This is a genomic window from Bradyrhizobium barranii subsp. barranii, from assembly GCF_017565645.3.
Lineage (GTDB): Bacteria > Pseudomonadota > Alphaproteobacteria > Rhizobiales > Xanthobacteraceae > Bradyrhizobium > Bradyrhizobium barranii.
The window spans coordinates 8096335-8120360 of sequence record NZ_CP086136.1; the positions used below are offsets into that span (position 1 = coordinate 8096335).

Here is a 24026-nt window from a genome sequence, read left to right on the forward strand (position 1 = left end):
AATGCAAGATCGCAGGCTCAGCGTCCCTCCCATTGCGATTGAGGACCTCTCTGGACCCAATCGGGGCTGGGGTTCTCTGAGGGGCATAGAAATGTGGGGGTACCGCGCGACCCCACCCTTTCAATATATTTGCCCTGGCGGTTTCCCGGGTTGCGTTGCGGACCCAATCCAACATTTCACTTCGGATAGCGGCCATCGCCCGGACGTGCCCGTTGGTACTTTGAGGTGTGCTTTCTAGTGCAGATGCCGGATGAACGACGGCTTACCGTTGCCGGGCATGGCGCAGCCGGGTAGTACAATCCAGTTTCGTCGCAGCACATCCGCCGTCGCTTTTTGACGGACCATCCATCGCCGTGCTGCCATTCCAGAACGTGAGCGGTGATTCTGAGCAGGAATTATTTTGCTGATGGCATGGTCGGTTGCTTGGTTTACATTTCTGCCGTCATGAGCGACCGAATGTACGGCGCGAGTAGCTTGAGATTACAGACGTGACCCGTCTGCGAAAATCTCGCACGTCGGTGGGTTCCCTGAAATGCGCATCCTTGATCACGGGCGTCAGCTCGTTGCGAAGGGCTTCAGGCAGTGCGGCCATAAGTTCGTTCAGCGGTCCGTGAGGTGGAATTCGGACTAAATGTCCCCCAATTATTGCTACCCCGGGACCGCAGTTGATCACGCCCCAGAGGATGATCGCGATAATATCGTCCCGCTTGCCGCGCGGAATTCGGAGAGGTGGGGGACTCAACAAAAATCCACGTCCGGCGGAGGAACCAGCGTTGGTATGTAGTTCACCCCAGCCAACAATCGCCCCGGAATCATTCATTCGAAATGCAAAGTCTGGACTCCAACCGGATCCGGACGGGAAGAGATCGCTTACTGCTGTGATAAACCCTCCGCTTTGAAGATAGTAGTTAAATTCGTGCTCCAACAAGATTTGACCGTTAGCATTGAGGTCAACAATGCGGCCATTTGAGAATGGCGTGAGTGTGTCGGTGGTGGCATCGTAAATTGCCTCTACTTCGGGGCCGCCCCGACCAAAAAACCAAACCCACAGCTTGTCGTCGTTGGTGATGCGAATTCCATTGGACATGAAGGTGGGATTTGCCACCGCGCGCAGATTTGCACCATCGTAAAAGACGGGCACTTCGAGCTGATCGAAGCCTAGTACCCACCCTTGAACTCCGATCGCGTGGCCAAGATCGTTGATATCTTTCAATTCAAGGAAGGCCGTCGATCCGGGTGGTTGCGACGGTAACGTTGGCAACACCCAAGTAACCGCCTGGGTGTTGCGGTTGAAGATAAAACCTCTCATATCATCCGAGACGTTCAGGCTCTTTGCCGCTGTTCCCACCACATCGCCGGAATTATTCAGCACCGGCTGTACAATTGTGGGATAACCCGGAATTGCGATCGGCTCGGTCGTATTCGTTTCAAGATTGTAAAGCGAGTACTCCCGCGCGGTGGAGCCCTGCACGAGGGCGAGGACAACGCGATCGTTGTTGATGGCCTGTACAGCTATGATCTCAGATGGAAGAGTGATGAGAGTGCCGTCCACGAGGCGGACAAAGTGTGGCGGGTTCAACCCGGAGCCCGTCAGGATGACGTCGCCTCGATTGCTTATTCCTTGTGGCTGCATCGGACCAAGATCTACGACAGAATAGCCCATGGGGTGTCTCCTGCAGATTTCTGATTATCCGGCTCCGGCGGTGCGCAACACCGACATCGGGCGCAAGTTGAGCATGATGCGCTGGGGCATCCGCCACCACCGCAATCCCCTTTCGCCATCCGGGACACCGACCGTCAGGCAGCAGCTTTGTTCTTGATTGCACCAATGAGCGCAGTGAGTATGGCTCCGCCAGCGCCACCGGCAACTACTTGCGAGATAACGCCGCCGACAGTCAGATTACCCGACTGGGCTGCGGCTACGACCGATGGCAGTAACAACGTCACGACCTGCCCGAGAACCCCGCCTCCGACCAGACCAGAAATGATGTTACCAGCGGTCCCAAGATCAAATGTCGGCGATGACTTGCCTGCGCCAACGCCGCCAAGCGCTCCTGCAAGAAGGTTTATCAAAATCTGCTCCATTTCGATCTCCTGTGATCTGCAGCATTGGTAATCTCACACAAGACGAGACGGCTCCCGACGCGGGGTTTAGGGGGCGAGCGTCGGAGCCGTCCCGCTCCGCCGACCGCTCGCGTGCGGGTAGTCGATCCAAATGGTCGTCGGTGGGGTTGTAGCAAGCGGCAGGATCGCCCAACGACCATTGATTTATGTCAACGCACTAAGGCAACCGAGACCACGGTCGGAGCGGCTAATAGCCGAAGCGTATGCCAATCGCCATAAGACTTGGGCTTGCGGCATCAGCGTAAAAGGATGCGGTCTGGTTCGTACTGAATGAGCAGCGTCTGCTGTTCGCCTTCGCTGGCATCTGGACGACGTTCAGCGGTGATCGCGGCACGAAGTCGAAGCCGGTGCCGGGGCCGCATCAGGTCTACGGGTTTCTCACGACATCGCCCAACGCGGTGGTCGGGCCGATCCATCCCAAGGCGATGCCGGTGATCCTGACGACCGACGAGGAGCGCGACGTTTGGATGCGCGCGCCGTGCGCTACGCGGCGAGCCACCCTCTCCCACAAGGGGAGAGGGTAAGAACATCGCAGCCCCCTACTTATTCTCAACCCTCCTCGCGCATCTCGGGCTTTGCCGCCGCGACCGATTGTCGCTAGAACGGTCCCCGCAACAAAACCCAAACAACAACGCTGAGGGAGAAACACATGCAAAAACTCATCGCCGCCGTCGCGGCCGGATTTGCTCTCGCCGCCACGTCAGGCGCCGCGCAGGCGCAGATCTCAGACGACGTCGTCAAGATCGGCGTGCTCACGGACATGTCGAGCCTCTATGCGGACGCGACCGGCAAGGGCTCGCTCGCCGCCGTCGAGATGGCGGTTGCCGATTACGGCGCCAAGGTCGCCGGCAAGCCGGTGCAGGTGGTCGCCGCCGATCACCAGAACAAGCCCGACGTCGGCGTCAACATCGCCCGCAACTGGTACGACAACGACAAGGTCGACGCGATCTTCGACGTGCCGACATCCTCGGTGGCGCTGCCGATCTCGGCGCTGACACGCGAGAAGAACAAGATCAACATCAATTCCGGCGGCGGCTCGTCCGACATCACCGGCGTCGCCTGCTCGCCCAACACGGTGCACTGGACCTACGACACCTATGCGCTGTCGAACGTCGCCGGCAAGGCGATGGTGAAGCGCGGCGAGGACACCTGGTTCTTCGTCACCGCCGACTACGCCTTCGGCATGGCGCTGCAGCGCGACGCCGCCAACGTGGTCAAGGAGAGCGGCGGCAAGGTGCTCGGCGAGGTCCGCCATCCCCTCAACTCCTCGGACTTCTCGTCCTTCCTGCTGCAGGCCCAGGCCTCCAAGGCCAAGGTGGTCGCGCTGGCGAATGCCGGCGGCGATACCACCAACGCGCTGAAGCAGGCGGCCGAGTTCGGACTCGTTCAGGGCGGCCAGAAGATGATCGCGCTGCTCCAGGAGATCACCGACACCCATTCGCTCGGCATCAAGGCAACGCAGGGCCTGATCGTCACCGACGCGTTCTACTGGGACATGAACGAGGAGACGCGCGCCTTCTCGAAGCGGTTCAACGAGAAGGTCGGATATGCCGACCATGATCCAGGCCGGTCTCTACTCGGCGACCATGCACTATCTGAAGGCGATCGAGGCCATCAAGACCGACGAGGCGCCGAAGGTGATGGAGCAGATGCGCAAAACGCCGGTCAACGACTTCTTCGCCAGGAACGGCAAGATCCGCATCGACGGCCGCATGGTGCACGACATGTATCTGTTCGAGGTGAAGAAGCCGGAGGAGTCCAAGGGCGAGTGGGACCTCTACAAGCTGATTGCCACCGTCCCCGGCGACGAAGCCTTCCGCCCGCTCGACAAAGGCGGCTGCCCGCTGGTGACGCACTGAACGTCCTCTCCCTCTCCCCGCAAGCGGGGCGAGGTGAAAGACGAAAGACACGACAGCGCGCCCGGCGAAAACCGGGCGCGCTTCGTTTCGGCCTGTCCAACTGCCGAGAACCTGAGTCAAAGCTGCTAAGGTAACCCACAGTAAATGCGACGAACTCTCGGTTTCGGCTCCATTCTTTGCGAGTCTAGTTCGCGAAAAAGGCGAGCCATTTGATCATAAGCATCATATAAGCCGAGTCATTCGGTCGGCCACAATCGTCGGGCCACGCCGTCGCGTCCGAGGCGGGTTCGGTTGCTAAAACTCTATAGAGGAAGCATCGCGGCGCCTCGGTTTTGCCGAACCCCGGGCATGCGGCCTTTACCATCGCCGTATCATCGTCCGTTTCTACGTTCTCTACGACCAACCGGGACACGCCGTCGCCACGATGGCACACTGATGCCGGCCCGCGATGCTTCCAGCCTAGCAAAGACGCACTCGCACTTTCGAAAGATCTCGTGGCGATCATAGAACACAGCGCCACTCTTCTCTAAAATTAAGATGGGCCGCACACCCAGACGCGACACACGCCGCCCAACGCGTCCTGGGAAAGTACTAAGGAACTCAGCCGCGGCCTCTTCCGATATGTACGCCTCCGCAATTCTGAGAACGTCGACGCGCCTAACCCTTCGGCTTTTTACACTTTTGCGCCCACCATTCTTCTCGATGTAAATACCAGATCTTTCCAGTAGCTCTCTTGCCACTGACCACCTCAGCTTCAAGATTTCGGTCGCCATTTGAAGGGTAATAGTATCCCCGCAAACACCCTTTGGAACCTTCGAGTAAGCATACGAGCGGAATTCTGACTCTTCGACCAACAGGCGATGCACAGCGCTGGTCTGGTTGGTATCGACCCCGACACTGATCTTGCCCTCCAGGACCGCCTTCAAACCCAGATATGTGCCATCAGGCACCTTAGCCACTCCATTCACGAGGTGAACGGGTTGCATCAACTTTCTGGCCTTCGCTTCGATTTGTTCAAAGAGGGCCTTGATCCGACTACGATAAAGGTAAGACGCTGGCCTGATCGACGACTTCCCACGCCAGCACAATGCAACTTCCGGCCCGTCCGCATAACTGAGAAAGCCATCTGAAATGATACGCCGCAAGTTCGTTACGCTTAATCCCATCTCGAGCGCAGCGTTCGAAAATGAGACGAGATCCCAAAAGCGCTGCACCGCTCCCCCAACCTGCCGGGCGTCCAGCAGTACTGGCACGCCAGGCATGCGCGCCAGACCTCCGGGCGTTTTCACGAAACCCGGCACCTTCGTTAATTTGGAGATGCGGTTATAGTTCAGCCCATACAGCCGATACCTCTTGCAGGCCTCGGTTATTGAAATTGTGTCGTGCAGATATTTGGGCTCTCTGGTCTTCACCTTTGTATTTAGGGTCACACTCGAGCGTCGATTCAATGCATCTGGAATGTAAGATCTGAACTTGTTGACGACGCGGACCGAAAACGGCTTTTGCTCGGTTAATTCGATCAGTACTCCAACGTACTTCTCACAACTCCAACGACCAGGTCGCTCCGGCGCTCGCTCTATCATCATATCCAGCAGTTCATCGAATTTTGCAGGAAACCCCAGTACAATCTCTATACCGGCCACCAACTCCTCAGTCGTCCAGCTCACAAAATTTCCATTGCACAAGCTCATTCGTCGTCTTCTTGCGATCGAACCGATTGGATCGCTACGCGCGACTGCAAACAGAATAATGAGTTCGAGAAGTTCGGCGCTGGAGAGATCTGACAACTCAGCTGGGATTTGGCGCCTCGCGGCTTGCTGCTCCTTAACGTTCGGAGAATATAGACTGGCGAGAACTCGAATTTGCCGAAGCTGCTCCGGCTCGACAAACGAAGCGATCGTCTCCCTAAGATCGAAGCGGCATGCGGGATCGCCGCAGTTCTGTAGATTGTTTTTCCCCCACGTAAGGATCCTCCCGCACACGCATCGATCAATCAATTTCTCGCCGGTTTCGACGCAGCAAGTAAGCGGTAGCACGTCCCATATTGAACGGTGATATCCATGCTCGGCTACACTCATCGGTGCAATACGGCGGCGACCAGTTGAGAGACATTTGCGAGGAATTTCTTGGCCGTTTAGCCAAGCGACTTGACGCGGGGATGCTGCGTTGCTCGGACCTGTATATAGTTTGGCCCGCAGTATATCGAGCGGTACATTCAATAGCTGCGAAAGCGGCTCCAGATCAATTCCCGAAAACGGCAGGCTACATCCGATAAGTTGGCCAGGAAACGAAATCCGGAGGACTTGGTCGAGGTAGTCACGCCCATTTTCCGTTCCTACACGAGCGACATAACTCAACAGGCTTTCGTGCGGGTACGGGAACTCTAGTTGCACGGGAAAGGGCCGCGTCTCCCGCTGCTTTCCCTCTACAGGGTCATCTAGAAAGAGTCCGCGAGCGTCAAGCCAATTGGTTCCTTTGGACATCACAAGCGGCCTCGCTATTTCCAAGAAGCACGATCATATCGCTTAAACTTTCGGCGTCGCTCTTCTTCCAATCGTTCCAGGAGGGCCGCGAATGTTTCGTCGTCCAGCCACACTTCCTTGGCAGCCAGCAGACCTCCACGAAACGGATTTTTTCCCGCCCGCTTCATGAACAGCATCAAGCTATCAAACGCTCGCGCGAAATGCTTGATCTCCATTTTTGATGCACCTTCCTCAAGTCCTATTCTCGCTGCTGCGTGGATGAGTTTCGCTGTGAAGCCGGGCCAGCCCTGACTCGCCAAGAGGATCCGCGACGCGAACTCCACTACAGCCAGCCCACCGATTTTTGAAAACGCGCCCGTTGCCACTATTTCATGGTCAAAGCTGGCCAGATAACCGCGATATTCTTTGAAATCCTCAGGGTCATAAACGTTGTAGGGGTCCACTCGGAACTCATAGTCGCCAATTCGTCCGGTCAATTGGTCGTTGACAAGAAAAATCCTTGCCAACCGCTCCGTTCCGGCGACGACGAATCCGCATGAGACATCATTGATTAGCTGTTTTATCCATTCGGCTGAGTCATGATTTACTTCGTCATTCTTTCGACTGACCAAGTGATGCAGTTCATCAAAAATAATCATCCTGACGTTCAGCTTCTCAATGTAGTGGTGTATTCGGCGGAGACGCTGCTTTTCCGTGCCCTGCGTGGGATCCGGATCGCCAAGTGCCCACAAGACGGCCGCCGCAATGTCGTTTACGCTGGCTCTAGCTGGAGTAGGAACATAGAGTACCGGCACTTCCTTGAACCGCCCCTTCTCGTCCAGATGCGGCGGATGAAGCGCTAGGAACAACTTGATAGCCGTGGTTTTCCCAGCTCGGGTTGGCGCGATAAGCGGCAGACACGTCGACTCTGCCGTGCCGCCGCTTGACGCGAGCAGAAATTCGAGTTCATTCATGATTGCGTCGCACCGATCGTTCAGCACGATCAGACCTTTAATAGCCCTGTGAAGCGCCGCGCTCCTCCGAATAGCCGCATCTCCCTTCGAGCGATGTCTCTTGAGCGCTTCCAAATCAATCCCCGTCGTACGCTCCATTCTAGTTCACCTTCCTATTAAGAGTCGGGCGCTTAAGCGCGGCCATAACTTTACGCTGCTCTTCCGTGGCCTCTTCGTCCGAGATTTGAACATCCCCTTCGCTCTCGGTTGACGCCGATCGCCTGGCCCCTCGCGCCCGCCGCGATCTCGACTTGGACTCAGTCTTTCGTCGGGGCACACGACGACCGAACTGGGACATTCCAGCACCGCTCTGTGTCTCGGAGTTAGCGGTCCGGGCGCCGGCAACGACCGGCTCGTCCTCGTCAGAAGGAAACACTCTCTCGGCCTTGACAAACTCCTGCTCCAGCCATTCTTCGTCGGCAGCGTCGCCGTAGAGCTCATTTAATATTGTTGGATCAGTTTTTGAATCTCGTCGGACCTCCGCTTCGCGCGCCGCGCGAGTCCGTGAACGGAGCGAGGCCTTGGAGTTGAGCAGTCTGGCCAACATTGAGTCGCGGATTTCCTTTTTGGCGATGAGCCAGTTCTCGCGGTCCGCCAGATCATAACCCTTCAATCGCATCCACTTCAGCATGTTACGGTGCTCCCACAGCGAAGTGTCGTCGTCTCGACAAGGGAGCACGACTCGGCAGGGGAGCACTACGCGTTCGCCCGTTGTGGGGTCCCTCACCACGATTTCTCGTAAGCTGTCCGGATCTACCATGAAGAGGACGCGAACCTTCGGCTTCTTCGCTCGAATGAGCATTGCCGACACCTTTTCCTTGTCGCAGTACCTGCGGTGAAGGAACTGAATTCCCTTTCGATCCAGCGTTCTCCAGAACGACATTCCTAGGACAGCTAAGTCCGAGTCTCTTGCTGGCACGCGCGGTATCTTCAGCCGAATGCCACGCTCATATACGTCCCCGGGACGATCCAACAGTCCGGTGTGTCTCTTGCGAGGGTAGACGGCAATCACCCATTTGTGGAAGTTGTATCGGAGCTCCTCACAGGAAATCTCTGCCTCCGCAGAAGGGTCGCGCTCTTGCTTCGTTAGCTTCCGTGCGTCGCCCTTTGTTGAGCCAGGAAGCAGCTCCACGAAATTGGTGTTAACCGTGCGAATGGCCCTCTCGATAATCCCTTTCCATTGGGGAGTTCTCCTCGGGCACCAAACAACTTCGATTGCCAATTGAGCGCATGCTAGTTCAAATGAGCGACCGGTGAACTCAAGCGCACGGTCAACGACCACAACGTCGGGCAATCCGAATGAGAGCCATAAGCGATCGATGGAGGGATACTTTTTTCGAACGTAGCTCTTCGACTTGATCGCGTTTTTCAACGCCAAGGCCACGGAGTGTATCGATGGTGGTATGTATCCGATGTAGAACCCGACGATCAGCCGGCTGTAGGCGTCGACAACCACCGTAAGCCACGGCCTGCCCATCGGAAGTTTAGTCTTGCCATTGTAGGCCAAATGGCCGTCTAGGCGTGTGTGATCAATATACCAGACGTGATTTGCATGTTTTGCAATCGGAGGCGGCTTATCGACACCGATATACTGCCCATCGCCGGCATTTTTCCCATCGCGCTTCTTTTTCGTTTCGTAGCCTTTGTGCCGATCGATACGTCGAGAGATTGTGGTCGGATGGGGCTCGATGAGGAAGCCGAGCTTCCTCCGTTCGTCTTTGTCCAATGCGTTGTAGGTTGCATCTTCCATCTGCAATGCGGTTCGAAGCGTCTTGTTGCGCTTCGCGATCTCGCCGCCTATTGCCTCGATGATCTCATTCGGCCGCAGCTGGCGATTGTTCTTATAATAAAGCTCAATCGTCTCTTCGGTGATCAGATTTTCCTCTTCCTCGAGCCAGTCGGTGCGACCCTTCAACTCATCATGATCCCTCATAAGACGGGCAAACCTGTGCCCAGGCGCTCCACGCGTTCGCATCCACGTCGCGAGTGTCTTTGGAGCTGGACGCTCTAAATCCCCGATTTCCTCGGCCACGCGATCGACGACGGGCTGTAAGCCTTCATTGGTTTTGGAAGCGCCAGCGCGATCAGCTGCGATGAGATATTTGAAGCGCCGAAACGCGGGCCAACCATCGCGAGTGACCGTTGGCTCCACATGGTCGAGGGCGGATCGGAACCGCTCTGGGAGCTCGTCGAAGGCGTGATCGTCAATTGCGAGCTCGTCGTCGTGGTATAGCTGCCAGAATTGCTCGGAAGATAACGCGTCCGGCTCGCCAGTCTCTTCATCCTGCACCAAAAGACGCCGCGGCTTGCCCTTGGTAAGCCCAACGATGGCATGGACACGCCCACGAATCTCCAGAGTTGTCTGCCCCTTCTGAAATTTCGGGAATGGCAGCTCTGAGTCGGGGTCGAGTTCAGGAATCATGATTGCGTGCTGCGAGCAATGGGGACGACGACAGCCGCCGCAGACGAATGAGGGTTGTTTCGTCCACAGTACCGCTCATCTCCGCCTCGATCCGGCGCGATCGCAGTATTATCGACAGAACCCCATTTATGGGTGCAGCGTGAGATTGCACGAGAGCAGCGCAGGCTCCGAGTGGCAATTCGCCGTATCTGCGAAGCGCAGTGAGAACCCGATATTCATCGAGCGGATCAATCTCCGTCTTACCCAGGCGCGAGATCTCGGCAGCCGACTCCATCCAATCTGACGACGGGAGCCTGTCCTTATCCAAAACCCAGAATGGAATCCCCCTGGACTGGTAGAGCCGCTTGACCACCAAAAGCTTTTTTGCGAGCTGCGGATTCCTAAGGAGTAATTTCTTCGGCTTCGTCTCTACGCGAACATTCCAGGGAGCAATCCTCAGCTCGAAGTCGGGCGTATACTCGACTGGCTGACCGTCTAGAGCAAACTTCAGCGTCAGCGGCTGTGATCGATAGGACTCAACAGCCCCATCAACCTCAAAGACTGTCACGTACTGGCGCTCAAGCTTGAGCGTCGTGTAAATTGGGCAGCGCGACTTCCACGACGGAAACATTCGCGTTTCGAGATTAGGATGGAGGCGAACTACATCTCTCATGGGGCCCCCATCGCGTCGGCGAATCTCGCGTACATCGACGCCGAACTCAATATCGTCGTACTCGGAATTCTCGATCATTTGCCCTCCGCCTGTTTTACCCGCGGCGGCACATCGGCGCGTGGCGTCACCATTTTAGAAGCTGGAACCTGCCGCTGAGCTCAGTTGTCGGAGGATTGGGCAAGCAACCGTTGCTCAATTGAGCGGAGCCAGTCTGCTTCCCGCGAATTTAAAGCCCTCATTCGCATGTCCCCTTTCTTGCTTGCCGATCTGCCAAGCATTGGGAGCTGGAGCTCAGTGCGTTTTCCCGCCGCCCCACTTGCGACCGATAGATATCCCAGTAACAAGCGGCAATTCGTTAGATCCGTCGGAAGGGAGCTTGATTGCCGGTCTCCATCCGAACTCGATAGCAGTTTTGGAGAGGAGCCCCGGCCAATCACCCGAGGAAAACGCGGCAACATAGAGGGGGCCGGAATCGGTCCATGAAATGCTGAAGACCTTTCTGTCTCGCCAAACGTCGAGCTGCCACTCACCCCCAAAGGGCCGGCTGCGCATGATTTCCAAGCCATTGATCTTCACTACCTTGCACCGATGGCAATTTCCGCTCGAGTCAGGGATCATTATGTCTGCGCCGAAACGCTCCAAGATGCTGCAAGCAGCGTTTCGCAGCTCCAAAGATTCTTCCATCCGACTTCTCGAAACCTTCATCTGCAACTCCTGTTGTTCGTTGAGGCCGACGCATTCTCGAGTTTTTCGATCCGTCTTAAAACGGCGAACAGGCCTTCGCAGACTTACCGCATCGACAGCCTCAGTCAGAGAAGACTGATCCCGTAGACTCCGGTCGAAGTTTTTAATCGGGCAAGCATCGCGCAGAGCGGCGATCGAATAGAGCCCCAGATTGATTTAGACTGATACCGCTCTTTGGAACCACCGGAAGAGTTTTGGGTCCTCTCACAACGATGGCTTGGTTGTGCAATCATGATTCAGCAGCATGATCGACGGTCATCGCCAATCGTTACGGCCGGCGATGTTCGTTGTAGGATTTTCGCCAACCTCCATCGTCTTCTTAGCGTCTGCTAGATTCATGAACTGGAGTGCGTTTAGGCATTTGGGCCGAAATCGGCCAATGAACGCCTCGATGTTGCCTTTGATGCTCGGATTGATCCAGGAAGTGTAACGGAGCATAACGTCATGCTCGCCGGCCCAACGATCCAACTCACGTGACGGAAGCACAAATTCGCTGTGTTGATCGATCACGATTGTCGGCGGCAGCCAGACCTGCTTGCAGACTGCCTCCAACCTCTTCACGACGTCAGTGCCACGGAATGTGAACCGCGGCTCCAGCGCCAGCAAAGAGCGCGAGAATGCATCGACGATCGTCAACACCTGAATCTTGCGCCCGGTGGCTAATCGCTCGTAGACGAGGCTCACTACCCAGAACTCGTGGGCTCGCACGGCGGCCTGGAAGCTATCGCGCAGATCAGGCTTGACAACGAACTTTGGCTGATGGGGCTTCCTTTTGTTCATGGCGATACCCTCGCGCTACCAAAGGCGCGCAGCCGTAGATTCCCGAACCACTGACAAATGAACGCCAACTCGCGCAACCCCGTGCATGCGCATTCGACGTCCTTGACGTGGCGCTATCGAGATTGCCTCAGCGAAAGCCTCTTCTTCGCGACTCCATCTACGAAGGAAGCGCAGGATGCTGCGCCGCACAACAGTAGTACAATTAAAAGTTGTGGCATCTCTATACAGCTTCAGGGGTGGTTTTAGCAGGAATTTGGCTATTTGTCACCCGTTTTCATTCCTTGAGCCCGAGACCTTCGCCTTGAGAGCCCGCGACGTCATTCCAATGATTCAATTACGGCGTGTAATCGAATCCTTGAGAGATCAAGGATTCGATTACGTGAGATCCTTGATGGGGCGAAGGATCGGCAGCCGCGCATCGCTTTGGGAGCGCACTCTCGCCATGCAGTGCGGGTAGAATTCGCCGGACACGAAGAGCCGGCCTCATCTAGGAGGACGTTTGGAGGGGAGGCTTTTTAAACAGGCGTTCATTGAATCCTTGGGCTAGATCTTTCGCGGAAAAGGGATGAGCGGCTCGACTCTAACCGGCAAGACCCCGCGGGATTTCACGGTAGTCGTCGGGCCGAGCGGCTGGGTTTCTAGATCTAGCTCTATGACATCGGCACAAGCTAGCGCCATAACGGCCCGACTTCCTCGAGAACGGGTTTCTTGAATCTCTTCGAGGAGCTTTCTCAAATGCATTGATGGATGACCGGCAAGCACGGTCAATATCTGCATGCGCAGATCTAGGGGCACATGATGTCGGTTGTACAACCAAACTAGTTTCGAGTTGCTATATCGAGGCTCACGCATTAGGTCTTCTGATGTTAGTCGCTGCGTCGGGAGATTCAGCTCTCCAAGAGCAATGAGCGCAAGCCCTTCCTCCTCCAGGTCACGCAACGGCCGAGCAGGAATGACGTCAAGGAGAACTGAACCACCCTCGCCGCGCACCACGATTGCGTCGAGATCCACCTCATCCGCCCCAACAACAGCCGATTCGACGTAGTCGATGAAGCGAATGGCAGGATTGAGGGAGCACTGGATGAGAACATCTCTGATCGCTGGATGACGGACAGGAATAGCCCCGGTTGTTTTAGCTGAGGTGAAGTGCTCGGGCCCTCTAACTTGACTGTTGTCGGACATGTCATCTCTCGGAGGTACTGAAGAAGCAGCTCGATCGTCGCGGACTATCGGGGCGCAAAAGGAATTAGGATGTCTTCCTGCGCTGATGTGCCGACGACGTCCCAAACACCACCGCGGCTGACTTTGGATTCTACAGGTATTGATCCAACGGATTCGACCAAAGGTCTGGCTTGCACGCCTTGGGTTGGCGAGCAGATTTCAACAAACTCATCGCCGGCCCGGTCGTAGCGACAAACGACGACTTTGGTGCCGCCATCAATTACCTTCTGGACGAGATGGACGTTCTCAAAGCCAGACTCGCTTGGTATGGGATGCCCTCTAGCGTGCACGGCGCATCGGGTCATCATCACGGTTGTCGTCCGATAGAGGCAGCCTGCCTCACCGCATTCCTCACATGTGCAGTGCGAACGTGCCTCGGCACGATTGATGGCATCGACGATTACTGCACGCGATGAGGCCCGAAGCTTGCCACTCCAGTAGAAGCGCACCGTCCCGCGACGCTGGCTGATTTCTCTCACTGAGAACCTCTCCCCCTTCCCGAGTGCGGCCTCGATCCGCTTGCAGGCGCACTCCAGAAGGTCGCGCCACCCATCACCACACTTCGGAACTTCCGCGAAAGATCCGGCCTACTTGCGGGTGGATGGAAAAGCTGCGGATGAGATCCGACTAGAGTGATTCGCCAATCCCTCATTCCCTGCTCCCCGATCAAACAGCACGTCTTATATAATTATATAAGACTATAAGATTACGCAAGAGCAACAAGATTTTGATATGTATCAACCAGATACGGGCACCGCTCGGGGTATTCGCCGTCCAAATTTCGGTCGTAGCTAACAGACTGCGGGCTCCGCTTGCGGTCATGTGCAAGTCGTGGGACCTTGCTGCTGTTAGGCGAACAGCACGAAGCTGGGGATGATCGAAAAGAAGAAAGCGGCAAAGCGGGGCAAGAGAACGCCACTGGGACATCGCCGCCAGTTTCTGACGATGATGGACCCCGATGTGATCAAGGCCGTCAAGCAAGCCGCCCTGGAAGATGATCGTGCCGCTTGGGACGTAATGGAGGAAGCTGCTCGGCAGTGGCTGGACCACCGCAAGAGTAAGTAGATCGCGCATCACAACGTGGATGCGGAGCGATTTTAGCGCTCCTCTCGGCTCGTTCATTGAACGCTGTTGCCTGGAAGCCAGCGCGGTGCGTCGAGACTGACCGCAATTCGACCGCCCGTTAACGGGCAGACCTAAATCCCAAATGATCCGCCGGTGGCTCGCAGCGATCGCGCGGAGTGATCTGCAAAATCTTATATAATTATATAAGTGTGTTGACTTGCGCGTATGTTCGTGATTTGTTCTGTCCATCGTTTATTGTTGAGGTGCGCGCGATGGTGTCACAGCGCGTTCGAAGGTGTGTTTCGCTGGCTCGCGGGGACAAAAAGGATGCTGGTGATCACGGTCGATCTCGTGCCGGGCGGGTACGAGCCCATGCGGCGTACGATAGCTGCAATGAGCATCGCGAACATTTCGGATCTGGCTCAAATCTCCGACTATCGGATCGAGGCAAACGAGACCAGCAATCCGCTTGTCGGCACTCCGTCGCGCACCGTTCGATGCGTCATCCGTGGGCACGCTCGCGCGCAATCGGTATGGGCTCTGCTGGCGAAAGCCTCGGCGGAGGTCGTGAAGGCTACCCCGCCGAATTCGAGCGACGTCGGGTAAGGCTACGTCGAGTCCACCCGCGAATTGCTCGTCCGCCGCATGATCGAAAGGGTTGGCGCGACTTACTGGCCGAGATCACAGACCTGGGAAGTGCGCTCTGCCGATACTGTCGGTGACAGGAGTTCGAGATGAGTGAGGGCACGTCAGACGACGACGATTGCGACCCAATGGGATTGGCAACCGACCACGCGGAATTGAGCCCGGTCCTTGCCGCATTCGAGTCAGAGGGCATTCCCGCATCCGCAGCGACGATCCGGCAGGAGCACAGCTGGGATCAGAAGGCGGTCCGATATGTTATGGGGCCTCGCGTCAAGCTCGAAATACGCGATGCCCGCACTTGGGCCATGAACGAGTGCGACCGGATCAGGCTGGACGCAAAGCTTCGAGCGGCCGCGTCGTCCGAGTGGAACGGGCCTGACTTAGTCGTTTTATGGCGTCGGCCGGTGGCCGGCGAGTGGGCGGACGCCTGGCTCGATGCGATCGATAGGCTCTGGCGCGACTGGCGTCGCCGGCGCGTCTCGGATGACGCGTTTGAGGACGCGCGAGAGGCCCCCTCCGTCCGGGTGTGGGACGCAGCAGAAGACCACGGCCCGCTGCTGCCGAGGATCGGCGAGATCCTGACCGAGGCACGGAAACATCCGCCAGCGATGAGGCAGTTTCCGCCACTGCCGCCGGACCAGGTTGGTATGGCCGAGGTAATGGCCGTCTTGCGGCGCATCGCCAACGGGTCCGCGCACCCGCAGGTCGGTTTTCCAGCGAATGGCTGGAAACATCTATGGCATGGCGTCGGCGAGTTCATCGCGGATGGTTGGTCGATTGAGGCGTTCAAGCGCAATTTCGGGGATGAAGTACGTGCAGAGGGCTCGCGCGCCGGATGGGCGAACCAGTGACTACGAATCGTTTGCGGCGCGCGAAGGCAACCCGTTCAGCCCGCTCGAGGACGAGGAGCAGGACACCCTCTGCGAAATCCTGGAAAGGCTTTAGGTATTTGGGAGATCCCTTATGTCCGAGGTCACCTACTACGTCTGTCGCCACCGGTGACGGCATCGCGCCTGGCGAGGCTGTCGAGTGCTTTAATCCGAACTGTGCGGTGATGCGCGCCGAGGCGTTCTCACACAAGCCGGGCTATGTGGGCGCGCTCGCCTTCAGCCGGACGGGTAACCCGGCGACGGGGGATTTCCGAGACGCCAGGATCATCCGCAAGTTCGGTGACGTTCCAAGCGATCTAAGCATGTTGTGATGACGCCTTGCGGTTCCCAGCGCCTCCGCGCTGAGGCGATCTTATGTGAGCACGACCCTCGCACAGTGAGGAATTCAGCATGACCCAAGTGGCGACCCACGGCTCATCGACGCCCCTGCCGGTCGCGCTCCTCTGGAAGCGCGGATGGCCGCCCGCGGCGCTGCTCTTCTGGTCGCGCATTGGTGAGATCGAGAACCTATCGCGCGATCAGGTTGCCGTAGATGCGTCTCACCAAAAACGATGATGTGATCTAAGCACTCGCGGCGGATCGATCCGATCAACCGTTCGGCAACTCCATTCTACCACGGCGAGGCCGCTGAAGTAGGCCTGTCGCGGATGCCCATGGAGCGCATTCGGCGCGTGACGACGCTGCCATAGATCCGATCGCGATCCCGGATGAGGTAGCGCGGAGCCTGATCCCAGGGAAATGCCTCCGTGATTTGACGCGCAACCCATTCCGCCGTCGGATGTGCGTTGATCCAGACGAGGGCTCTGCTGGGCGATCACGAAGCCTATGGCGAGGACATCGACGGCACCCTCGAGAAGACGCGACACTCTGGACCCACTTCGCCCCTGCGATACACCGTGGGCCATGGACGTTGCCGCAGACGAGATGAACGACTCTCGCAAGATCCGGTCCGGCCGCTATGTCGAGCGCTTCCGGGCACCGCATACGCTGCCCTATGGCAACGCTTACAGTAACACTCGGTGACGCGCCTGAGCGTCGCTAGAAAAATGCAGGGAATCAAAGCCGGATGGCGCGCCCGGAACGATTCGAACGTCCGACCCTCAGATTCGTAGTCTGGTCAGAACCGTTGAAATTGCTGGGGTTTGTTACCGTAACGCGAAGCTCAATCCCTCAAAACCGCGCAATTTCAGCCTTGTCGCTTGGGCGATGTTACCGGGCATCAATCGGCGCTGATTGTTAGGTGGCGGAGAGGGAGTGATTCCCGCCAAGGTTGAATACTTTCCTTTTAAAATCAAAGATTTGCCCGAAGAGCCCTCTCACCCCCGAGCGCCATAGTTCTAGTCAAAGAAGCACGATCAGATGTCTTACCCAGAAGCGTGCGTGGTCTAAAGCGTAACATTACTTTGGGTCTTCGAATGAGGGCCGGCCAATCTTTGCCGTCAGCTCGGCTAATAGCGCGAAGGAGACTGACCATCCGCAAGGGTTGCGGCGCACCTACGTAGACTGAAGTCGCTCGCTTTCAGCCGTGTTCGCAGCCCTCAGAAGCTCTTTGTAGGCGGCGATGTCGCCAATCGCCGCCCGCAAATCGGCCTCCGAAATGCCCTGCCCTTTGGCAGCTCCGATGAGACGCCGCGTTAGTTCCGCCACATCCTGCGACGCGCCCGCAGTCCGGTACTGCTCGACAGCGTGGATGCTGTTCTCAGCCCAGAAATCGATAAACTCGCGGGCCTTGTCTGACATGTGACGTCCCCTGCTGGTGCACGCTTAGCGCGCTTCCGGGGAAAGCGGTAGCCCGCCCCAGCTTCGCGACTGGAGCGGTCCTTGGCAGCATAGGTGAGACTGGGGTCACGGCCGGAGCCGCCGATGGCGGACCCTAGAGATAATAGAGGCGGCCCGCCATCCTCATTGGCCGCGGATGACGGGCCTGGCGGCGGTGGAGGCTGGGGGCATCGTTGCCGCCGGCATCTAGCTTAGCGCAACGCCTCAACAGCAGCCAGCACCCGATCGCCGGTCCGCCACACGGGCCGCCTATTGCGGTGGGAAGTAGGATCCCCACCCCTTTGCGAGGCCCCGTTCGGGACTCAACTGGTTCGCCGTTAAAGCGAGTTCCTATTCCCTTTGGCGCGCTGCGATATATTCTCCATCTATGGCAACGGCGCCAGACTATTACATTGAGATCACCGATACTGGATTGCGTCCGCACCCTTGGCGGTGGGAATTGCATAGGCGCAGCACGCCGATGGGGATCAGGATCGGCGCAGGTGGTTTTCAATCACAAATGGCAGCCGAACATGCGGGCAACCAAGCGCTTGAGCGGTTTCTAGACGAGCTTTCCAAAACGGAACGACGGAAGCGATAGGAACCGATCTACCCGTCCGCGAAGTCGGAACGGAAGGACAACGCCCCGCCCTGCAAAGAAAAACACTCCCGCCTTCGGACGGGGTGCCTTCAGCGGCGTGGGGACGCCCTCAAGAAGCGCCGGGCGCTGATGGATGATTGGGCCGCCTACTGCGGTGGAAAATAAGGAGCCCGCCCCAGCTTCGCGACTGGAGCGGGCCTCGGCGGCGCGGGCTCGATGGGTGTCAGGTACGACCGGCCGCCGATGATATAGTTTAGCGCAGCAATCGCCAGTTAGCTTTGCTTCCCCTGCATGCAGGCTCGCACAAACTCTCTCTTGGCGCGACCTTGTCCCTTCATTATTCCGCCTGCGCTCGAAAAGCCGCGTTCGGTAGCGAGCTGCCGGCACTTCTCCCATTTTTGCGGGTTGCGAAGCGCGCCCTGCTGAGCCTGTCCAACGGCGGCGGTCAGAACCAAAGCAACAAAAGCAATCAAAATTAGCTTAGTCATTCCGGGACCCCTCCTGAAATATTTACTGAAAAATTGCTGTTCGATTTTAGCATCCGCAATATCAGCGGAAGACAAAGCTAAGTAGCACAATAAGCCCGCCCCAACTTGCGCTGAGGCGGGCCAGTGACCTTTCAGCTACTGACGGATGCCGAGCGCAATGATCTCGTCGTCTGAAGTCCGCTTGGCCCGCGCAGCGCGCGCACACTCCAGCCTCAGCGCGCCGTCCGGATCGTGCCGCGCAGCCCATTTGTTGAGGTTGCTCACCGAGGACTCCCCGAGATGGATGTGAAGAGCGTAAACGACGGGGTCGCAGCCCGCGTCTCTTAGGCCGGTATAGTAGGTCTTTGCACAGAGAGCTATGGCGGAATCTGGGTGATGACGGTGTGAGGAAGGCGGCGTATCGAGGCGGGTGACGAGCCTGCCAGAACCTCTCGAGGAGAGCGATACGCCATGACCGAGACTACCAATGTTCTTGCTTTCCGTCAGCCGTCCGCGGTTGATGATCCACTGACCGATATCGTTCGAGCCGGCGCGCGGGACCTGCTTGCCAGGGCGATCGAGATCGAGGTTGGCGCGTTTCTGGCCAGCAAGGCCAATCTGACGCTGCCCGACGGTCGAGCGCGCCTGGTCCGACATGGGCACGGTCCGGTGCGCGAGATTGCGACCGGCATCGGTCCGGTGGAGGTCGCTCGTCCCAAGGTCCGCGACCGCGGAGCGAGCGGGCCAGGCGACCGCCTCCGCTTCAGTTCGGCAATCCTGCCGCTATGGGCGCGGCGGACGAAGAGCCTGGATGCCTTGATCCCGGTCCTCTATTTGCGCGGCATCTCGACCGGCGACTTCCAGGAGGCGCTCTCGGCGCTGCTCGGCAAGGATGCGCCGAACCTGTCGCCTTCGGTGATCGCCGGCCTGAAGGCCGATTGGCAGGTCGAGTACGAACGCTGGCAGAGACGCGATCTGTCGGCGCGTCGCTATGTCTACATCTGGGCCGATGGCGTGTACCTGCAGGCCCGCATGGAAGATCACAGCGAATGCATGCTGGTGCTGATTGGCACCACGCCGGAAGGCAAGAAGGAGCTGATCGGCTTCCAGGTCGGCGTGCGCGAGAGCGCGCAGAGCTGGCGCGAACTCCTGATCGACCTGCGGCAACGCGGGTTACGGATTGCCCCGCAACTCGCCATCGGCGACGGCGCCCTCGGCTTCTGGAAGGCACTGGACGAGGCCTTTCCCGGCACGCGGCACCAACGATGCTGGTGCCATAAAGTGAGCAACGTACTCGACAAGGTCGCCAAATCCGTGCAGGGCCCCATGAAGAACGACCTGCGGAACATCTATCTGGCCCCACACCGGGCCGAAGCTGAAACCGCGATCGACGTCTTCGTCGAGAAATACCACGTCAAATACGGACGTGCGGTGGAGTGCCTGATCAAGGATCGCCATGCGCTGCTCGCCTTCTTCGACTTCCCTGCTGAGCACTGGATCCACCTACGCAGCTCGAACCCGATCGAGAGCGTCTTCGCCACGGTGCGCCACCGAACGGTGCGGACCAAGGGATCGCTGTCGCAACAAACTGCGAAGCTGATGGTGTTCAAGCTCATCGACGCCGCATCGAAGACCTGGCGGCGATTGAAGAGCACGAACCAGTTGCCGAAAGTCATCGCCGGTGTAAAGTTCATCGACGGAATCGAAGTCATTCCGAACACTGAAAGCCACGCCGCCTGATCAGGCCGCGTCACCCAAAATCAGCCATAGCTCTTGCACAGAACTGCGTGGAGAGATCGATACCCGCGCTAGCATTAAGATCTAAGTCAGTCATTTACTTCCACTGTCGTCCGGCTCATTTGACTGGCTCCAAAATCGTGGTACCACAGATTATATGAAGCGCCAAGCCGTGAAAATACGAAAAAAGCGAGGCCCTCCCGCGACCGGTAAGGGTGCACAGATACAGGTTCGCTTGCAGCCCGACGACCTGTCAGCCGTCGACAATTGGATTGCTGAGCAGGATTCTGCCCCGACGAGACCAGAAGCCATTAGGACGCTAGTGCGGCAGGCGCTACGCGCTAAGCAAACCTGATCGAAAGCACATCTCCCAACAAAAGAATCATGTCCCGCATCAATCACGAACGCCCGATTCTTCAATTGATCGACGATATCAAGAGGCGGCGCGCAGCGGCGAAGTCGCCGGCTAGATCGGCGGGAAAGCAAATCGTCAAGCGTGATATCGCGGCGCTGGATGCCACATCAAAGGCTCTCGTCCATGACTGTGCAGTACGCGTGCTGGATCATTTTGGCACCCATAACGACGCGCGCATTCCTCAAAGATTGTTGGAGGCCGTAGACGAGACTACTAAAACGAGTCTCGCGTCCTGATTCGCCGAGTTTTCCAGTCTAAGAATATCGGACGAGGATGGAAAACTGATATTTGACAGATCGCGGGCACACCGCCCGGGCGCGGCCATTCAAACTCCCTATTGGAAGTTGGCTAAATCCACATCACCACGTAGACCCTTTGACTTTGCTGATGATCTAACGGTGTTTCTCCGACGTTCGAAGAAAACGATCGAGGCTGGCGCGGCTGAAATGGCGCTATTAATCAAGATCGAAAGACTGCTGGACGAATGGTCCCGCCGATTCTAGCGCGCCCTGGTCTCGCCAACCTAAAACTGGAGTGAAGCGATGCGTTGCGCAGTCTGCGGGAAACTTGCTGAGCCGCTACCGAAAACTCATGACGGCGATGGTTTTCACTGCGCTGCATGCGGAGATTATGTGGTCTCTGGGACCGTCATCACTTCCAGATTGCTGGAGGGGCGGTCAACTGCATCAACAAAGGCGACTTTTACGGTCTTACGGTTAGAATGCAGAGTCATCCCTTTTCCTTGCTGGTGTTGTCACCTGAGCATCGCAAGATGATGGAGAGGGTTCATCTGCATCAGCCGGCCGCCTCCTACGAGGCGCGACCGAACCAGGACAGCGACGCCCACTTGCCCTGGAATCAGGCGCTCGTCGTTAAGTATTCGAGGCTGATTTTCGAGGGTGGCGAACCGGCCCTGATGCGCGCATGGCAAGACATTCCGGGTTCAGTCCTCGTTGCCCTGCTTGAACAGGTACGTACGCGGGTTCTACGCTTCGCCCTAGACCTCAGGGACAGTCTGCCGGAAGACGCGTCCTCGGCATCTGTCGTCCCAGCTGCCGACATCGACCGATCCGTAGTCCAGATATTCTATGGGGGAAACAATCTCATCGCGACAAACACCGCCCACGCTTCGCAAGTAGTTCAGCAGAGCGTCAATCAGAACGACCTAGGTTCACTCATCCACGCCCTCAAGGAACTCGGCATTACTGATGAAGGCGTTGATGAACTGCGCAAGAGCATTGAACACAAGACTGCGGATACCAAGGCCGAGAACGCCAGGACGTGGGCAGCAGACATTGGCAAATACATCGGCAAAGAGGGTGTCAGGATGGGCGTCGAGGTCGCAAAGCGCACTGCCCTGCACTGGTTGAGCCAATATCTTGGTATCCCGCTATAGACCTTACAGCGACCCCGCCGCCCGCGCCTCAAACAGACAAGGCGAACTAGGCGGCAATTACCTGGCGAGGAAGAGATGACTGATAAAATTGAAATGCGTTCAGAAGAACTGAACGGACCGCAGAATGCGCTGGTGATCTTGCATCTGTGGACGGCGCTTAGACAGGCAGTCGTCGAGATGCACGCGCTGAACGGCTCACAGGTTGTTATCGACTTTCAGCAAAAACTTATTCTTGGTGCCAAGAACGGTGAAGTCACCGGCCTCCCGTTTGAACAGGAGAAGGCAGTCATTGATACTGTCGTCAGGCTTTTTGAAGGGCTCGTTTCCTTCGATGGATAGACTGAACCTAGACGCAATTAGAATGAATTCGCTCACTTTCTAAGCCCCCTCACCTCCACCGCGAGCTATGGCGGAATCTGGGTGATGACGGTGTGAGGAAGGCGGCGTATCGAGGCGGGTGACGAGCCTGCCAGAACCTCTCGAGGAGAGCGATACGCCATGACCGAGACTACCAATGTTCTTGCTTTCCGTCAGCCGTCCGCGGTTGATGATCCACTGACCGATATCGTTCGAGCCGGCGCGCGGGACCTGCTTGCCAGGGCGATCGAGATCGAGGTTGGCGCGTTTCTGGCCAGCAAGGCCAATCTGACGCTGCCCGACGGTCGAGCGCGCCTGGTCCGACATGGGCACGGTCCGGTGCGCGAGATTGCGACCGGCATCGGTCCGGTGGAGGTCGCTCGTCCCAAGGTCCGCGACCGCGGAGCGAGCGGGCCAGGCGACCGCCTCCGCTTCAGTTCGGCAATCCTGCCGCTATGGGCGCGGCGGACGAAGAGCCTGGATGCCTTGATCCCGGTCCTCTATTTGCGCGGCATCTCGACCGGCGACTTCCAGGAGGCGCTCTCGGCGCTGCTCGGCAAGGATGCGCCGAACCTGTCGCCTTCGGTGATCGCCGGCCTGAAGGCCGATTGGCAGGTCGAGTACGAACGCTGGCAGAGACGCGATCTGTCGGCGCGTCGCTATGTCTACATCTGGGCCGATGGCGTGTACCTGCAGGCCCGCATGGAAGATCACAGCGAATGCATGCTGGTGCTGATTGGCACCACGCCGGAAGGCAAGAAGGAGCTGATCGGCTTCCAGGTCGGCGTGCGCGAGAGCGCGCAGAGCTGGCGCGAACTCCTGATCGACCTGCGGCAACGCGGGTTACGGATTGCCCCGCAACTCGCCATCGGCGACGGCGCCCTCGGCTTCTGGAAGGCACTGGACGAGGCCTTTCCCGGCACGCGGCACCAACGATGCTGGTGCCATAAAGTGAGCAACGTACTCGACAAGGTCGCCAAATCCGTGCAGGGCCCCATGAAGAACGACCTGCGGAACATCTATCTGGCCCCACACCGGGCCGAAGCTGAAACCGCGATCGACGTCTTCGTCGAGAAATACCACGTCAAATACGGACGTGCGGTGGAGTGCCTGATCAAGGATCGCCATGCGCTGCTCGCCTTCTTCGACTTCCCTGCTGAGCACTGGATCCACCTACGCAGCTCGAACCCGATCGAGAGCGTCTTCGCCACGGTGCGCCACCGAACGGTGCGGACCAAGGGATCGCTGTCGCAACAAACTGCGAAGCTGATGGTGTTCAAGCTCATCGACGCCGCATCGAAGACCTGGCGGCGATTGAAGAGCACGAACCAGTTGCCGAAAGTCATCGCCGGTGTAAAGTTCATCGACGGAATCGAAGTCATTCCGAACACTGAAAGCCACGCCGCCTGATCAGGCCG

General features: G+C 57.7%; 21 protein-coding genes and 3 pseudogenes. 12 read left to right on the forward strand and 12 right to left on the reverse strand.

Annotated features, from left to right (window positions below):
• Window positions 1-442: 442 nt before the first annotated feature.
• Both J4G43_RS39365 and J4G43_RS39370 read right to left on the reverse strand, forming a co-directional pair.
• Window positions 443-1663, reverse strand: coding sequence for a hypothetical protein (locus J4G43_RS39365; protein WP_208088229.1), 1221 nt, complete (start codon window positions 1661-1663; stop codon window positions 443-445).
• A gap of 134 nt (window positions 1664-1797) precedes the next feature.
• Window positions 1798-2085, reverse strand: coding sequence for a hypothetical protein (locus J4G43_RS39370; protein ID WP_208088230.1), 288 nt, complete (start codon window positions 2083-2085; stop codon window positions 1798-1800).
• Window positions 2086-2369: 284 nt separating this feature from the next.
• Here J4G43_RS39370 and J4G43_RS39375 point away from each other — a divergent pair.
• Both J4G43_RS39375 and J4G43_RS39380 read left to right on the forward strand, forming a co-directional pair.
• Window positions 2370-2603: pseudogene (locus J4G43_RS39375) on the forward strand (SOS response-associated peptidase family protein); the annotation flags it as partial.
• 170 nt (window positions 2604-2773) lie between these two features.
• A pseudogene (locus tag J4G43_RS39380) lies at window positions 2774-3983 on the forward strand (ABC transporter substrate-binding protein).
• Between the two features lie 371 nt (window positions 3984-4354).
• Here the strand turns inward: J4G43_RS39380 and J4G43_RS39385 are convergent.
• From J4G43_RS39385 to J4G43_RS39415, 7 genes are all read right to left on the reverse strand, one after another.
• A complete protein-coding gene (locus tag J4G43_RS39385) occupies window positions 4355-6466 on the reverse strand; it encodes a TniQ family protein (RefSeq protein ID WP_208088231.1) in 2112 nt (703 codons plus the stop codon).
• Window positions 6467-6480: 14 nt separating this feature from the next.
• On the reverse strand, window positions 6481-7557 hold the full coding sequence (locus tag J4G43_RS39390) for a TniB family NTP-binding protein (protein WP_038935068.1): 1077 nt from the start codon (window positions 7555-7557) through the stop codon (window positions 6481-6483).
• A gap of 1 nt (window position 7558) precedes the next feature.
• Window positions 7559-9880 (reverse strand): integrase catalytic domain-containing protein, encoded by a 2322-nt coding sequence (locus J4G43_RS39395; protein ID WP_208088232.1) that lies wholly within the window; start codon window positions 9878-9880, stop codon window positions 7559-7561.
• Window positions 9870-10610: a TnsA endonuclease N-terminal domain-containing protein gene (locus J4G43_RS39400; protein ID WP_208088233.1), complete on the reverse strand. Its 741-nt coding sequence runs from the start codon at window positions 10608-10610 to the stop codon at window positions 9870-9872. Before J4G43_RS39400 ends, J4G43_RS39395 begins: the two co-directional genes overlap by 11 nt.
• Window positions 10611-11531: 921 nt before the next feature.
• Window positions 11532-12056, reverse strand: coding sequence for a DDE-type integrase/transposase/recombinase (locus J4G43_RS39405; RefSeq protein ID WP_208088234.1), 525 nt, complete (start codon window positions 12054-12056; stop codon window positions 11532-11534).
• A gap of 543 nt (window positions 12057-12599) precedes the next feature.
• Window positions 12600-13238, reverse strand: a complete 639-nt coding sequence (locus tag J4G43_RS39410; RefSeq protein ID WP_208088235.1) for a hypothetical protein — start codon at window positions 13236-13238, stop codon at window positions 12600-12602.
• A gap of 44 nt (window positions 13239-13282) precedes the next feature.
• On the reverse strand, window positions 13283-13756 hold the full coding sequence (locus tag J4G43_RS39415; RefSeq protein WP_208088236.1) for a hypothetical protein: 474 nt from the start codon (window positions 13754-13756) through the stop codon (window positions 13283-13285).
• Window positions 13757-14150: 394 nt separating this feature from the next.
• Here J4G43_RS39415 and J4G43_RS39420 point away from each other — a divergent pair, with 394 nt between their 5' ends.
• From J4G43_RS39420 to J4G43_RS39440, 5 genes and pseudogenes are all read left to right on the forward strand, one after another.
• Window positions 14151-14342: a hypothetical protein gene (locus tag J4G43_RS39420; RefSeq protein ID WP_208088237.1), complete on the forward strand. Its 192-nt coding sequence runs from the start codon at window positions 14151-14153 to the stop codon at window positions 14340-14342.
• A 327-nt stretch (window positions 14343-14669) separates the two neighbouring features.
• A complete protein-coding gene (locus tag J4G43_RS39425) occupies window positions 14670-14948 on the forward strand; it encodes a hypothetical protein (RefSeq protein WP_208088238.1) in 279 nt (92 codons plus the stop codon).
• A 128-nt stretch (window positions 14949-15076) separates the two neighbouring features.
• Complete coding sequence (locus J4G43_RS39430; protein WP_208088239.1) at window positions 15077-15838, forward strand: hypothetical protein; 762 nt, start codon at window positions 15077-15079, stop codon at window positions 15836-15838.
• Between the two features lie 112 nt (window positions 15839-15950).
• Window positions 15951-16188 (forward strand): annotated as a pseudogene (locus tag J4G43_RS39435) (hypothetical protein).
• Between the two features lie 79 nt (window positions 16189-16267).
• Window positions 16268-16432: a hypothetical protein gene (locus tag J4G43_RS39440; protein ID WP_157788389.1), complete on the forward strand. Its 165-nt coding sequence runs from the start codon at window positions 16268-16270 to the stop codon at window positions 16430-16432.
• Window positions 16433-17371: 939 nt separating this feature from the next.
• Here the strand turns inward: J4G43_RS39440 and J4G43_RS39445 are convergent.
• From J4G43_RS39445 to J4G43_RS55420, 3 genes are all read right to left on the reverse strand, one after another.
• Window positions 17372-17617 carry a hypothetical protein gene (locus J4G43_RS39445; protein WP_208088240.1) on the reverse strand — a complete coding sequence of 82 codons (246 nt, stop codon included), beginning with the start codon at window positions 17615-17617 and terminating at the stop codon, window positions 17372-17374.
• A gap of 891 nt (window positions 17618-18508) precedes the next feature.
• The gene (locus tag J4G43_RS39450) at window positions 18509-18724 is read right to left on the reverse strand and encodes a hypothetical protein (protein ID WP_208088241.1); all 216 of its coding nucleotides are present in this window, start codon (window positions 18722-18724) and stop codon (window positions 18509-18511) included.
• A 135-nt stretch (window positions 18725-18859) separates the two neighbouring features.
• Entirely contained in the window at window positions 18860-18988 is a 129-nt protein-coding gene (locus J4G43_RS55420) for a hypothetical protein (protein WP_256461336.1), read from the reverse strand.
• A gap of 186 nt (window positions 18989-19174) precedes the next feature.
• On the opposite strand from J4G43_RS55420, the gene J4G43_RS39455 reads away from it, so the two are divergent.
• The 5 genes from J4G43_RS39455 to J4G43_RS39475 all read left to right on the forward strand — a co-directional run bounded on the left by J4G43_RS39455 (window position 19175) and on the right by J4G43_RS39475 (window position 24018).
• Window positions 19175-20443, forward strand: coding sequence for an IS256 family transposase (locus J4G43_RS39455; RefSeq protein ID WP_208083632.1), 1269 nt, complete (start codon window positions 19175-19177; stop codon window positions 20441-20443).
• A gap of 381 nt (window positions 20444-20824) precedes the next feature.
• On the forward strand, window positions 20825-21091 hold the full coding sequence (locus J4G43_RS39460; protein WP_208088242.1) for a hypothetical protein: 267 nt from the start codon (window positions 20825-20827) through the stop codon (window positions 21089-21091).
• Between the two features lie 485 nt (window positions 21092-21576).
• Window positions 21577-22251, forward strand: coding sequence for an AbiTii domain-containing protein (locus J4G43_RS39465; RefSeq protein ID WP_208088243.1), 675 nt, complete (start codon window positions 21577-21579; stop codon window positions 22249-22251).
• 75 nt (window positions 22252-22326) lie between these two features.
• Window positions 22327-22590, forward strand: coding sequence for a hypothetical protein (locus J4G43_RS39470; protein ID WP_157789278.1), 264 nt, complete (start codon window positions 22327-22329; stop codon window positions 22588-22590).
• A gap of 159 nt (window positions 22591-22749) precedes the next feature.
• Entirely contained in the window at window positions 22750-24018 is a 1269-nt protein-coding gene (locus tag J4G43_RS39475; RefSeq protein ID WP_208083632.1) for an IS256 family transposase, read from the forward strand.
• Window positions 24019-24026 lie beyond the last annotated feature (8 nt).